We start from the raw sequence: 15,175 nt of genomic DNA on the forward strand, positions 1-15,175 counted from the left end.
ATAAGCATCAATCACCTCATACATAATCTAAGTGTCTCTAATCAAAGAGTCGTTAAAACCCTGTAGGTGTGCATTAGTATCAAAACTCTCTTTTAAAATTGATAAAACTTACCAAATAATTACTAGGATGAATTTAATGTTAAGAAGTACAAAATTGCTTTTTGCAGTATCAATACTCGTATGGGGTTTTCCTTCTATCTCTAATGCTGCCGTCACAAAGTACGGTGTAACTGTATCTGAGTGCGATTTTGATTATGAGAATGAAAAATTCTGTACAGATGATCGACTAAAGAGCTATGCCAATGTTCTACAAACTGGTGAACCCAACTTCGATGGTGATAAAATACTTTACCTTTTTGAGACTAATGAAACAGGGTTTGTTGGTCAAAAACCTTATCGTTTAGTTGTGATTGATACTAGTACAAAAACCGTGCATCCCTTTGGATATGCACTTTCACCTGCAAGTGATTCTTATGGGAATCCAGTTGCTGTGAACAAAGCGGGCGCTATTGTTGAGTTTGATTTCAATATTGGGTCTGACCGTTTTTGTTTCTCTGGAAATATTGATGCCTATAGAATGTCTGATAATTATAAGCAAGGCAAACCTTTCTGTTTTAAGTTTGACAAGACAGAGCAAGAATTGGTAAGAGAGTATTACTAAAGCATCCATATTTTCTTAATATCCCCCTATAGTTTTTGAAGCCACCCTAAATGAAATGTTTAGGGTGTTTTTTTATTTAAAACAGGCTCAAGTATTTTCATATTATATTATGATGACGTGTGTCAATAATGTGACTTGAGTAAGGCATGAAAATAATATAAGTTGAAAAGCTTTCACATAATTTGCTTCAATCTGTAGTATGAGCTGACCAATTGATGTAGGCTATGCTCGACAATTAGTGCTCTGATAAAAGAAAGACACAAGCACTTATTTGGGACTTACCTACGTGAGTTTTTTTTGTTATCTAAAAGTTGAAACTGTCAGGTTCGACTGTACTACCAATCGCGAGTAACTAGAATATGAATGTAAAAGATTACGTTGGTGATCTAATCGGAGCAAGTTTGCTGATTACTGAGTCGCGAATCATTGCAGGTTATCTATTAAAGGATTTATCTGATGATGAATGGAAATCACTTGTTATCGAGCAAAACATCCTTCAAAAGAGATCAGCACAGACAGCAAGCCGCTATACGAAAACGATTCGCCATCGTGTTGGAGGGCTTGGTGACGACTTTATAGCATCGTTGCTTGAGTCTACTGAGCGTGCCTATATTCAGCTATTAATGGCAGCATTGCTGATTAACTCTCCGATAGTAGCTGACTTTATGCGATTAAGTCTTGCTGAAGCGCGCAGAACCTACAAGCCTACATTGGCGTCTGATGCTTGGACTGAGTTTTATGACACACAGATACGTGTATATCCAGAGCTAAATAAATTCTTTGAGTCCACTATTAATAAAATGGGCAATAATGCGATTAAGTCATTAGTAGATAGTGGCTATCTAAGTACTAGTCGTAAACGTCAGATCCAACCTGTTTACCTGCTACCAGAAGTAAAAGAATGTCTTATAAGCATCAATAGGGAAGACTTGATCGATGTTATGGAGTGCACGATATGAATGCGCTTAAGAGACGGCTGGATTTAATTCTTGAACGTATAGAGAGCTCAAAATTCTTAAAAAACGATGGTTTGGGTAACGAGATTGGTTTTTGGATCTTCGATTATCCAGCAAAGTATGAATTGGTGGTACGAGACCACCTTGAGCATATTACTGAAAAGTTAGATAAGCGTGATTATCGTTTTGTTCATCTAAATATATTTACAGTGCTTATTGATATGCTTGAAGATCGCGGCTTATTTGAACGTGCCTGCTTACGTGAACAGCAAGTGGGTGTTGATAGTTTACGTAAAACGCTAGCAGGGCCACTTAGCCAAGATAAGGTGGCTAAATTTATTGCCAATAAATATCAACCCTCTGAGCTGGATTTTGTATTGTTATCAGGCTTAGGAAGCGCATGGCCTTTGGTTAGAGGTCATGAGCTGCTTAGCGCATTACAAGATATCATGGGTAGTACCCCATTGGTTTTGTTTTATCCTGGTGAATACAGCGGAAGAGATTTATATCCTTTTGGCATGATTGAATCCAAAAACTACTATCGCGCTTTTAAATTAGTGTCTGAAAGTGGCAAATAAAATTTATCAATGATAAGAAATAAAATAGAGAGCCTACTAGATGAATATTGAACAGATTTTTTCAAAACAGCTGACTCGTGATATCAATGGCGTTGTCAAAGCTGAGCAAAAAGATAACGACAGTATCTATGTTGAGCTAGATGAGTACGTCATAACGCAAGAGCTTAATAGGCATTTTCGAGCGTTTTTTTCCGCTTATGCGCCTTCTGTAGATCATAGTGGTTCTGCTATGTCTGGAAAAGTCGGGGTTTGGATTTCTGGGTTCTTTGGCTCTGGTAAGTCACATTTTCTAAAAATATTGTCATACTTATTAGAAAATAAGTCAGTAGAGAAAGATGGTGAAGGCCGGCAAGCCTTTGATTTTTTTAAGGACAAGATTACAGATACTGCTTTATTAGCAGATATTAAAAAGTCTGTTAGCAAAGATACCGATGTTATCTTGTTCAATATTGATTCAAGAGCGAACACCGAAGATCGTGAGAATGCTATTCTTAAAGTATTCTTAAAAGTATTCAACGAGCGTGTGGGTTACTGTGCTGACTTTCCTCATATTGCACATCTAGAACGCGAGCTTGATAAGCGTGACCAATACGATTCATTTAAGGCCAAGTTCGCTGAGTTAACCTTATCTACGTGGGAAGAAGAGCGTGATGCTTATGACTTTTACCGCGATGAGCTATCAGAAGCTTTGGCTCATGCCAGCGATCAGTCCAAAGAGTCTGCTAAACACTGGGTACAGCAAATAGAGAATAACTTCCCACTCGATATCCAAAATTTTTGTAAGTGGGTAAATGACTACCTAGATAGTAGTGGCGACCGCAATTTATTATTTATGGTCGATGAAGTGGGGCAGTTTATTGGTAAAAACACCCAAATGATGCTTAAGCTGCAGACTATTACTGAAGACTTAGGGACGTACTGTGGTGGTCGTGCTTGGGTAGTTGTTACATCACAGGCAGATATTGACGCTGCTATTGGCGGGATGAGCAAAGGTGATGGTCAAGACTTCTCTAAGATTCAAGGTCGCTTTAATACTCGTCTGCAGTTGTCTAGTTCGAACACCTCTGAGGTTATCCAAAAGCGTCTGTTATCTAAAACAGATAAGGCTCATGAGCAGCTCACAGATATATTCGCTGAAAAAGGCGATATCCTACGCAATCAGTTAACTTTCGATAAGACAACCACAGCTGATCTAAAAGGCTATACCGATAGCTTATCCTTTGTAGATAACTATCCCTTTGTCCCTTATCACTATAATTTGGTTCAAAAGGTCTTTGAATCTATTAGGGTTAAAGGGGCAAGTGGTAAGAATCTGGCCATGGGTGAACGCTCTTTACTAGATGCGTTTCAATCTGCAGCAAAGCAGATGAAGAATAATGAGCTTGATGTGCTCGTTCCTTTTCATAGTTTCTACGCACCTATTGAGAGTTTTCTAGAACCAGCAATCAAGCGTACTATTGATCAAGCCTGTGACTCAGAATCACTGACTAAGTTTGATCAAAATATCTTAAAAACTTTATTTCTGATTCGTTATGTCGATGTGGTCAAAAGCACTTTAGATAACCTCGTAACCCTATCAATTGATCGTATCGATGCTGATAAAATTAAGTTACGTAAGCAAATTGAAGATAGCTTAAATAGGTTAGAAAAACAGCTGCTAATCGCACGCAATAATGATGTATTTATATTTTTGACTAATGAAGAAAAAGAGATTGAAAACGAGATCCGTCAAACAGATTTTGAGATGTCTGAGGTATCGAATAAACTTTCGACTATTGTATTTAATGACATTCTTAAGAACAACCGAACCTACCGTTATCCTATAAATAAACAAGACTTTATGGTTAGCCGATTTTGTAATGGTCATCCTAAAGATGGTACAACCCTTGAAGATTTAGTCATCAAAGTCGTATCGCCACTAGATAGCCATTACGACAGCTTCTCTCATGAGCAGGCATGTATTGAGCATAGTCTGAAAGATAATGGCTCTGTACTAATCAAGTTAGATGAAGACCAGCGTCTATGGGATGATCTGACGGTATTTATAAAGACGGATCGCTTCTTAAAACAAAATTCAGGACAGCGGCCAGAGCAAGAGCACCTACTGCGTGAAAAGCAAATGGAGAACATGGCACGTGAAAAACGCTTAAAGGTGGGTTTTGAAGCATTATTTGCAGAAGCTAGTGTCTATGCTATCGGTACTAAGATGCCAAAAAAATCAGTGACACCAAGCGTTATCGTTGAAGAGTCCTATAAGTACATCGTTGAAAATACTTTTGCCAAACTAAACTTGCTAAATGTGACACCAGGTGAAGTGCTGCCTGAGCTACAGAAAGTATTAGTAGCAGATAATGTCGCCCAGCTAGGACTTGACCTTCAAGCAGATGAGTGCAACCCAGACGCCACTCGCGAAGTAGAGCAGTATGTTTCGTTCAGAATAGAGCGCAATGAGCCAGTTTATTTAAGTGATATCGTGACTCACTTTGGCAAACGTCCTTATGGCTGGCCTGTCAATGAGATACTACTGTTAGTCGCACGGCTTGGATTGGCAGGTAAGCTTGCGTTTAGTCTGCAAGGTAGCGATTTAGCACTTAATAGAGCGTATGAGCCGTTTAATAGTGTACGTAAGCGTGGCGACATACGAGTTAATAAAATTCGTCAGGTTAATGATAGTCAGGTTAAAAAAGCCTCTAATTTGGTGAAAGAACTATTTTCCAAGACCTTTATTGGCTCTGGTGAAAAAGAGCTGTATGAACTCATAAAACAAGCATTAGAAAACTGGAATGAAGCGTTAAAATCTTTTCGCACAAAATCGCAAACAGGACATTTTCCTGGTAAGCCACAGATTAATGATGGGTTGGTATTGGTAGCGGGCATACTAGAAAAAAAATCGAGCTTTGAATTTATTGAGCGATTTTTGCAAGATGCCGATGCATTGGAATCGTTTGTTGAAAAATTTGAAGACCTCGATGACTTTTATGATAGTCAGTTTCACATATGGCAGTCCCTCTCTACTGCATTGAATGAGAGCTTTAAGGCGAATTTGCACGCGCTTGAAAAAGATCCGCAAGCATCAAAGGCTCTACAAGAGCTCAAAAGCATTTATGACATGCCAGCGCCTTACGGTCAAATGCGCCGTATCAGCCCACTCATTGAGCAGGTTAATAAGATTAACTTGGCTTTGGTAGAAAACAAGCGCGCTCACGCTCTTATTAGAGTGGATGAGCGCATTGAGCGTATTAACCAAGCGCTAGCAGAAGCATCGGCACCTGCGGATATTAGTAATAAAGCGCTGCGTCCCCTGCAGTTATGTCGAGAGCGCATAGAGAAGACTAACTCTATTCCGCAGATTTTCAGCGAACAGTCGGAAGCTGGAGATCATGAGGAAAATGCAAATGAGTTATTAAATGACTTTATCGAACAGCAACGTAAGCAGGTCGAAAATGAGCAGCGTCAGCGTGCTCTTGAGTATGAAAGACAACAGGCAGAAGCCGAAAAAGCAGGTAAGACTGTACCGCAGTCTGTACCTAAGCCCGTTATCCCTGCTCCAGTCGCCAAGCGTACCGTTACGATTGATCCTAAAAATGTCATGAAGCACTCAATATTGGGCGACTTTATCGAAAGCACTGCCGAAGTAGATGATTATCTATACGCGTTAAGAGAGCAGCTAATAGCTGCGGTAAAATCTGGTGATCGAGTACGGATTAAATAATAACTCATAATATAGATTGAGAATAGATATGTATCAAGCTGGTGGAACGATAAGAAAACTGCTAGATAAAGTTGCTGACGGGGAGTATTTATTACCTGCCATTCAACGTGAGTTTGTATGGCAGCCTGAGCAGATTTGTATGCTTTTCGATAGCTTGTTGCAAGAGTACCCGTTTGGAACTTTTCTATTTTGGAAGATAAAGTCTGAGAATCGTGGTAAGTATCAGTTTTATAAGTTTATGCAGTACTATCATGAACGAGATAACCCGCATTGTGAAAGTATCACAAACTTACCAGAAAGAGAATTTGTCGCTGTATTAGATGGGCAACAGCGAATCACTGCATTGAATATCGGGCTTCGAGGTTCTTATGCTTGGAAACTCAATGGCAAGTGGTGGAGTAATAATGATGCTTTTCCGGTGCGCAAGCTGTATCTGAATCTACTAGCAGAGCCAAAACTTGAAACTGAATCCAAGTATGACTTTCAGTTCCTCACTGAGGATAAGGCTAGTCAGGAACAGCAAGGAGATTATTGGTTTAGGGTGGGTCGTATCATGGAGGAGGAAGAAGATTCGCTAATTGATGAAGTCGCGGATGATACTTCATTATCTCCTGAGCAAAAGAAACAAGCTCGCTCAACACTGCGCCACCTATATCGGACTATTCATGATAAGGATAAAATTTCTTTTTATGAAGAAAGCGATCAAAGTCTGGAGCGCGTACTGAATATTTTTATCAGAATGAACAGTGGTGGTACTACACTGTCTTATTCTGACTTACTGCTTTCAATTGCTGTAGCACAGTGGGGCACTTTGAACGCTCGCGATGAAATCCATTTCTTAGTAGATGAGATGAAGCGTATAGGCGATGGCTTCAATGTATCTAAGGATTTAGTATTGAAAGCAGGGTTGATGCTATCAGATATAGGTAGTGTTGGATTCAAAGTTGAGAACTTTATCAAAGACAACATGGCTGTCCTAGAGCAGAATTGGAAGTCAATACGTGAAGCTCTATTGCTAACAATGCAGCTACTGGCAAGTTTTGGCTTCAATGGACAAAATCTAAGAGCAACTAGTGCTATATTGCCGATAGCGTATTACTTGTATCATCGTAATCTAACGATGTCTTATCTTACGCGTTCTGAATATGCGGAAGATAGAGAGAATATTCGCAACTGGCTGATCCGATCACTGCTTAAAGCTTCCGGCATTTGGGGAAGCGGATTAGACACATTGCTTACTGCAATTCGATCTGATATTAAACAATTTGGTAATGACGGATTCCCTTTAGAAAAAATTGAAGTAACTATGATGCAGAGGGGTAAGTCGCTACGGTTTGACCCTGAAGAGATCAGCGAGATTGCTCAGCTTGATTATGGCAATCCTAGAACATTTGCCTTGCTAACTCTACTTTTCCCGGGCTTTGATTTTTCACGACATTTTCATGTCGACCACATCTATCCTAAGGGACTATTTACCAAAAATAAACTCAGTAAGGCAGGCGTGCCAGCTGAACTACAAGAAGAACTTATTGGAGCGTCCAATAAGCTACCAAATCTACAGCTGCTTGAAGGCTCAATGAATAATCAGAAACGACAGAAAATGCCACATGAGTGGTATACCCAGCAATGGCCAGATACTCATGCTAGGACTGCTCATTTGCAATCTCAAGCAATCTCATCATTGCCTGAAGAGCTCATAGAGTTTATGGCGTTCTACAATGAGCGCCATCAAACGCTACTAGCACGTATCAAAATAGCACTAAGCTCGACTCAGAGCATGACAGATAGCACTATCAATATTGAAGTATAAGAAGCTGAGGCACAAGAGTCACTATGAATACCAGTAATATAAAAAAATATGCGCCAAAAGCCCGCCGTGAGTTTATGGAGGCAGTCGCCAAACGTCTAAATAGCTTTGGTATCTCGCAAACCGAAGCAAAAGGCAGTACAGCAGGCGAGCTAAACATCGCAGAAGCCATCGTGCAAGGCTCTGTGCTACAAATTAATGGCAATAACTTCGACAGTGCTTTAGCTGAGCCTAGACGACGCTTGGTGGCACTCAGCGAGCAGATGGGCTTTGAGCAACTGGTAGAGCAAGGCGCTTATACTTGGTTTAACCGCTTATGCGCGATTCGTTATATGGAGATTCATGATTATCTTGGTCATGGCTTTCGCGTATTGTCGCATCCAGACAATCCTACAGGATTTGAGATTATCGATCATGCTGTGGATGCTGCTGACGAGTTAGCGTTAGACCGTGACTATATTATTGAGTTAAAGCTGGCAGGTAATAAAGACGAGACGTTATATCGGCGGCTTTTGCTAAAGCAGTGTCATAAGCTGCATGAAGCCATGCCGTTTTTGTTTGAAGCCTTAGATGATGCGACTGAGCTGCTATTACCAGATAATCTTACTCGTACCGATTCGATACTGCGCGGCTTGGTCGATGGTATTCCTGAAGAGGATTGGGAACAGGTCGAGGTGATTGGTTGGCTGTATCAGTTCTATATCTCTGAGAAAAAAGACGAGGTCATGGGCAAGGTAGTCAAAAGCGAAGATATCCCAGCCGCCACTCAGCTATTCACGCCCAATTGGATTGTAAAGTACTTGGTACAAAACTCAGTCGGCCGTCAGTGGCTACAGACCTATCCTGAGTCAGCGATTAAAGCTCAGATGGAACACTATATCGAGCCTGCCGAGCAATCATCCAAGGTCAATGAGCAACTGCAAGCGATGACTCCTGATAGTATCGATCCTGAGAGTATCAAGGTACTCGATCCAGCGGTAGGGTCGGGCCATATATTGATCGAAGCTTATAACGTGTTAAAGGCAATCTATGAAGAGCGCGGCTTTCGCTCTCGTGAGATACCACAGAAGATACTAGAGAATAATCTATATGGTCTAGATATCGATGATCGAGCGGCTCAGTTATCAGGATTTGCACTGATGATGCTGGCACGTGCTGATGATAAGCGTATCTTTACCCGTCATGTCAGTCTCAATGTACTGGCACTACAAGAAGGCAATCATATCAACTTGCCAGCAGTGTGGCGTGAGTTGAATTTGTCTGGTGGTTGGGATAATGGCACATCCCAAGATATGTTCGCGGATGAGACGCAAGATCTTAGCTCGTTTGAGGCGGACAATCGCTATCAGTTATTGCAGCGTACAGTTGCGCGTTTTAGTCAGGCGAAGACGTTTGGTTCGCTGATTGAGGTGCCAGCGGATGAGTATAATGACTTAAAAGAGATGCATGAGACTTTGATTGAGCTAGCGGAGTCTGGAGATTCATTTCAACGACCTGCCGCTAAGCAATTGAGTGAAACTATCCATCAGGCGCTTATATTGTCCATTCGTTATGATGCTGTAATTGCTAATCCACCGTATATGGGTGGCAAAGGAATGAATAGCGAGCTAAAAAAGTTTGCTAAGAAAAAGTATCCACATAGCAAGTCAGATCTATTTGCGATGTTTATGGAGCGTGGTTTTTCACTACTTACCGAACATGGATTCAATGCACAAATAAATATGCAGTCTTGGATGTTTCTATCAAGCTATGAAAAACTGAGAGAGAGTTTACTGGCAGAGCGTACAATTATTACTATGGCACATTTAGGTGCAAGAGCGTTTAGTCAAATTAGTGGGGAGATTGTTCAAACGACTGCTTGGATTATTAGAAATAAAAGTATCCAAAGCTATCAGCCGACTTTTTACCGATTACTAGATGGAAATGAAGAAGATAAGAAGCAAGCATTATTACATCGAAAATTCCAGTATGAACATCTCATTCAAGAGGAGTTTAAAAAAATTCCAGGGAGTCCTTTCGTATACTGGCAAGAACAGAAATTCTATAATATATATGATGAATCTAAACAATTAACAGAATTCTTCGAACCTAGAGTAGGTCTCGACACAGGTAATAATGATGAATTTATTAGATTTTGGCATGAAGTTAATTTTTCAGAAATAAAGTTTTTTGCCACATCTAAACAAGATGTCTTTTCTTCTGGAGGTAAATATGTTCCTCATACGAAAGGCGGTGAATTTCGGAAATGGTATGGGAACTTTGATTGGGTTATTAAATTTGATGAGGATTCTTATTCCAAGCTGTCTAAGAGTGGTAACAACCTTCCTTCAAGGAAATTTTATTTTCTGGAAGGTGCATCTTGGTCAAGAATTGGTACATCAGGGTTTTCACTAAGATATAACGATGTTGGGTTTGTTTTTAATTCAGCATGTCCAACTGTTTTCAGTGAAAAAGGAGATTCAATTGAGATTCCACTTGCTCTTCTAAATAGTAGTCTTAGTGATCATTTTTTGGGTGCAATAAGTCCAACTATTAACTATCAAGCAGGAGAAGTTAGGAAGTTCCCTTATATAGTTGCAGACTATAGTTGCATTATAAGCTTAGTTAGTAAGGCAATTGAGATCAGCAAAAAAGATTGGGATTTGTTTGAGTCTTCCTGGGATTTTAGGAGAAGTTATTTAATTTCTATGGAAAAATCAAGTATAAAACTATCTTTGTATGAGTTTGAAAAGCAGTGTGTATATTTAACTGATAGTCTCAGATCGATAGAAGATTCTATAGATGAGAAATTATGTGAAATCTATGACATACAGCATAATATAATAAGAAAGTCAGCTTTCCCTACAATTTTATCTAATTCCCAATATCGTTTTGGTAAGGGCACTAATGAGTTACAACTAGAATTTAAGTTTAAATCTATGGCTGTAGTTGAGTTACTATCCTACTCAATTGGTTGCATGCTAGGTCGTTACTCACTAGATCGTGAAGGTTTAGTCTATGCAAATTCAGGCAATGAAGGTTTTGATGAGTTAGTCGCTGAGGGCGCTTACAAAAGCTTCCCCGCTGACCAGAACGCTATCATTCCATTGACCGATCAAGAGTGGTTTAAAGACGATGCCACCGACCGTTTGCGTGAGTTTGTACAAGTTGTATGGGGTTCTGAGCATCTGCAAGAGAACTTAGACTTTATCGCTGAGTCGCTATGCTTGCATGCCATCAAACCGCTCGCTAAAAAAGGGCAGTCCGAATCCGCGCTTGAAACCATACGTCGCTACCTATCGACCCAATTCTATAAAGACCATCTAAAGACTTATAAAAAGCGCCCGATATACTGGCTATTTAGCTCAGGTAAAAACAAGGCTTTTGAGTGCCTAGTGTACTTGCATCGCTATAATGAAGGCACCTTGTCACGTATGCGTACAGAGTATGTCACGCCGCTACTGGGTAAGTATGACGCCTATGCCGAACAGCTAGATAAGCAAATAGACAATGCCGACTCTACCAGTGATGCCAACCGCTTCAAAAAAGAGCTTGCCGCTTTAGTGAAGCAACAGGTCGAATTGCGCGAGTTCGATGACAAGCTCAAGCACTATGCAGACATGCGCATCTCCTTAGACTTAGATGATGGCGTAAAAGTAAACTATGGCAAGTTTGGTGATCTGCTCTCTGATGTGAAGTCCATCACTGGATCAGCGCCGGAGGTTATCTGATGCAGGCTAGTGAACTCATTCAAGGTATCGTTGCCAAGTTCAAAGACAACAGAATCGTATTTTGGCACGATCCTGACCAAAGTTTTATAGAAGAGTTGGATAGTCTCAATGACCCTTTGACCGCTGCCATTAACGCTAATGCTGATAACGTTGATAGTGATGAGAGCTTCTCAACAGAGGTAACGGTTCTAAATATGGCTGATGAATCCGTATTGGCCACCAAAAAGCGTATTGAAATAGATGAGCCTAAAAGACGATTTTTGCTTTATTTTCCGGAAGTAGAATCTGAGCCTGAGCGTGATTGGCTGCTTGATATACGCCTGTATAGTGAGCAGTTTTTTGCAGATCATAGCTCGATGCTACTCAATGAACTTGGCATTACTAACATGGCGCTGCGCTCATATATTCAAAACCGCCAAAAATTCTTTGCCAATAAGCAGCGCTTAGCAGGATTGAAAAAACGAGTAGCAGACAATGACGATGCGCTGACTCTTGATCGTAAGATGATCGCTGTAGTTGTTAAGTCTGACTCAAGCCATCTGTCTGATATTTTATTTAGCTTGTTAAAAGAGTATGCAAGCCACTTAGAGGATGATACAAATGGATTGCCTTTATGGGAGCAATTGACCAAGTTTGATTTGGTCGATGCACTCTGGATAGAGCTTGATAAAAATTATGGCTACGTCACAGAACAGCCGTCATTTTCAGACTTTGTATTGAAGTTATTTTGCACGGATTTCTGGACTCAGACAGAAGGCATCGAGCGTGACTGGCTCGCTAATAATGTCTTAAGAGGCAATGCAGGTCGAGCCACTGCACTGGCATTTATGGTCAGCTGGCGTGATAGTCGTACGTATTGCCCAGATTATGAGGTTGTATCTCATCAATTGGGCCAGCAACTTGATATCAGTGCTAAAAGCAGCCAGTATCGTCCTATTGAGCTGGTTCGATGCGAAACCTTTAAGACGGTTGAGCAAAATATCATTCGCGGCTTGGTAGAAACGCTACTAGACAGCAGCATAACACTCGATAGAGTTGAGTTTGACAGTATTGTCTCAACTAGGCTGGCAAGCCATTGGAGCTTGTCTAATTCTGCTTATACTAGCTCTTACCAAGCGTTACGTAGTGCAGAAATGCTGATTTATCTTCGTCACACGTATGTTGATGGTTTTCATTTTGATAGTGCCAAATCGATGTATGATGCCTACGTCAGTGATATTTACCAGTTTGATCAAGCCTATCGCTTATTCAATGAGCATGTGCTTATCTCGCTAAGCATCGGTTCTGATATGCTCAGACGGCTAGATGAAGAGATCGAGAGTATATATACCAACTGGTATCTCTATGAGTTAGGACTGGCTTGGGATCATCATTTAGATCATGAGCAACTATTAGATAAATGGCAGATAACAGACGTCCCAAATCAGTACAACTTTTATAGTAATGAAGTGCAAGCACGATTGAACACCACTCAGCTACAACGAGCCTTTGTCATCATCTCTGATGCTTTGCGTTATGAGGTGGCATCTGAATTATGGTCAATTATTAATAATGAAAAACGTTTCAAGGCCAGTATCTCAACACAGTTAGGTGTATTACCGAGCTATACTCAGCTAGGTATGGCGGCACTGTTGCCTCATGACTCTCTGAGCTATCAGCCCGAAAAGGGTAAATCTGTCTATGTTGATGGCGTCTCATCAGCAGGTTTAGATAACCGAAATAAAATCTTGAATAAAGTGGACGGTATGGCAGTAAGTGCCAAAGAGCTTATGAGCTGGAGTAATCAAGAGGGTCGCGATAAAATCCGTGCTGCAAGAGTCGTTTATATTTATCATGACACGATTGATGCTATTGGCGATAGCGCGTCAACTGAAGAAAAGACCTTTGAAGCTTGCCGCAGTACCATTGACGAGTTAAAAAACTTAGTAGGTCGCATCATCAATCGTCTGAATGGCAGCCACGTCGTAGTAACTGCTGACCATGGGTTTCTCTTCCAACAAAAAGATCTTGTTGCCGATAACAAGACCAAGCTAACCACAAAACCTAGTGGCGTCATGGAGGCCAAAAAGCGTTACGTGATTGGTGATGACTTGCCATCAGACGACGCTTATTGGAAAGGATCTATCAGCAATACAGCCAACGGCTTAATTGATTCGTCGAACCAGACCGAGTTTTTAATACCAAAAGCCAGCCAAAGATTTCATTTTGTTAGTGGTGCAAAATTCGTTCATGGTGGTGCGATGCTGCAAGAGATATGTGTGCCTATTATCCATATTCGAGAGCTAGATAAGGAGCAGGCGACTAAGTTTGAGAATCAGCCAGTGGGTGTCGTTGTGGCAAACCAGCCAATTAAACTAGTCAGTAATATCGATAAGATCAAATTTATTCAAACGGATGCGGTAGGTGAGCAATTTGTCTCTCGTCAGATTAATGTGTTCATTGTAGATAGTGATGGTAAAGAAATCTCTAGTAGAGAGACGATAAATTTTGACAGTAATAGCAAGATTATGGATGAGCGTACTCGCGAAGCTAGGCTTAGCTTAATCGGATCACAGTTTGACCGCAATGCGCAATATACCCTGATATTAGAAGATGCTAAAACACAGATTAACTATAGTCAGTATAGTGTGACAATTGACTTGGCTCATTTGGATGATTTTTTCTGAGGATAGATAAAATGGTACTGTTTTAATAGATTTAGACAATTCAATTGTGATACATTGATTTACTTTTGTTTGGCTATCTAATCTACTAAAGGTAATTAAAAAAATGGAATTATTAGATCATTTTAAAATTTTCTCATCGCTCATTTTTGGCAGCATTGCGATTACAGGCTGTTTTGATAAATCAACTGACGTAATTGATGATCCAAAAGTCTCTATTTCTGAATCTAAAGAAGCCTCACATAATAGTGATGATGCTAATAAAGTAACTAGCGATCAGAAGAAAGATATGGGAATGGTAGCTACTAGCTCTACAAATAATGACAACTCAATTCAAGCTGACAACGGATTCATAAAGGTAGCCTCTAAAGATCCTGGTCAAGCTGCTTTTGATGAATTTATGAATAGCAGTTTTGCTACTGAATTACCAACTACTAAGCCGGACTCTAAAGCTTTGTCACAGACATCAATGGATGAGGAAAAAATAAATCTTAAGATCGCAAGCCTTGTGCCATCTAAGCTCAACACAGGATATTCTGATGAATGGATAGAAAGAGTTAAGTGTGAAAATAATTCGAGTAACTACTTTTGTAGTACTAAATACTTGAAAGATGTACAAAAGTCTAAAAATAGAATTATCTTATCAAAAAATGAAGAAGTTGTTATAAGTTTGAGAACTGTCCCTTCAGAAGGAGATGAGCCTACGGAGCTTACGCTTAGCTATGTTAAAAACGGAGTAGTTTATCCTACAAATCTCCATCCTGACAATTTCGGAGATCATGGCTTCCATAATACAAGATATGCTCGTGTAAATGGTGAAGCGTGTATATATGCCAAGCTAACTGAAGAGGATGGTCGCGAATCATCAAATCTATACAATTGTTTCATACCGTCTGATAATCTGAATGATAGTATGTTTTCCTCATTAGCACCCTCAAAGAATAATGTCGAAATTCTATTTAGTGAAAGTGATTTAGACAAAATAGAACAGACAAGCTATAAGTATTTTTCAGAATACAAGTCTGAATATGACTTTTAATTTGTCCCATTTGTCCCAAGGGTTTTCGATAGTCGGGACAAGTATCAGC

General features: G+C 40.1%; 8 protein-coding genes. All 8 read left to right on the forward strand.

Features of this window, described 5'->3' with window-relative positions; translation table 11 throughout:
- Positions 1-136: 136 nt before the first annotated feature.
- The 8 genes from JMY00_RS07520 to JMY00_RS07555 all read left to right on the forward strand — a co-directional run bounded on the left by JMY00_RS07520 (position 137) and on the right by JMY00_RS07555 (position 15,126).
- The gene (locus JMY00_RS07520) at positions 137-661 is read left to right on the forward strand and encodes a hypothetical protein (protein ID WP_201579696.1); all 525 of its coding nucleotides are present in this window, start codon (positions 137-139) and stop codon (positions 659-661) included.
- 359 nt (positions 662-1,020) lie between these two features.
- Positions 1,021-1,620, forward strand: a complete 600-nt coding sequence (locus JMY00_RS07525; RefSeq protein ID WP_201579697.1) for a DUF1819 family protein — start codon at positions 1,021-1,023, stop codon at positions 1,618-1,620.
- A complete protein-coding gene (locus JMY00_RS07530) occupies positions 1,617-2,195 on the forward strand; it encodes a DUF1788 domain-containing protein (protein ID WP_201579698.1) in 579 nt (192 codons plus the stop codon). The genes JMY00_RS07525 and JMY00_RS07530 overlap by 4 nt, the downstream gene beginning before the upstream one ends.
- Before the next feature lie 40 nt (positions 2,196-2,235).
- Positions 2,236-5,907 carry a BREX system P-loop protein BrxC gene (gene brxC / locus JMY00_RS07535; protein ID WP_201579699.1) on the forward strand — a complete coding sequence of 1,224 codons (3,672 nt, stop codon included), beginning with the start codon at positions 2,236-2,238 and terminating at the stop codon, positions 5,905-5,907.
- Between the two features lie 28 nt (positions 5,908-5,935).
- Complete coding sequence (locus JMY00_RS07540; RefSeq protein WP_201579700.1) at positions 5,936-7,717, forward strand: DUF262 domain-containing protein; 1,782 nt, start codon at positions 5,936-5,938, stop codon at positions 7,715-7,717.
- Positions 7,718-7,740: 23 nt separating this feature from the next.
- Positions 7,741-11,424 (forward strand): BREX-1 system adenine-specific DNA-methyltransferase PglX, encoded by a 3,684-nt coding sequence (gene pglX / locus JMY00_RS07545; protein ID WP_201579701.1) that lies wholly within the window; start codon positions 7,741-7,743, stop codon positions 11,422-11,424.
- A complete protein-coding gene (gene pglZ, locus JMY00_RS07550; RefSeq protein WP_201579702.1) occupies positions 11,424-14,090 on the forward strand; it encodes a BREX-1 system phosphatase PglZ type A in 2,667 nt (888 codons plus the stop codon). The genes pglX and pglZ overlap by 1 nt, the downstream gene beginning before the upstream one ends.
- A 103-nt stretch (positions 14,091-14,193) precedes the next feature.
- Positions 14,194-15,126, forward strand: coding sequence for a hypothetical protein (locus tag JMY00_RS07555; protein ID WP_201579703.1), 933 nt, complete (start codon positions 14,194-14,196; stop codon positions 15,124-15,126).
- Positions 15,127-15,175: the final 49 nt, after the last annotated feature.

Origin of the sequence: Psychrobacter sp. Pi2-52 (genome assembly GCF_904846705.1) — a bacterium.
Taxonomy (GTDB): domain Bacteria; phylum Pseudomonadota; class Gammaproteobacteria; order Pseudomonadales; family Moraxellaceae; genus Psychrobacter.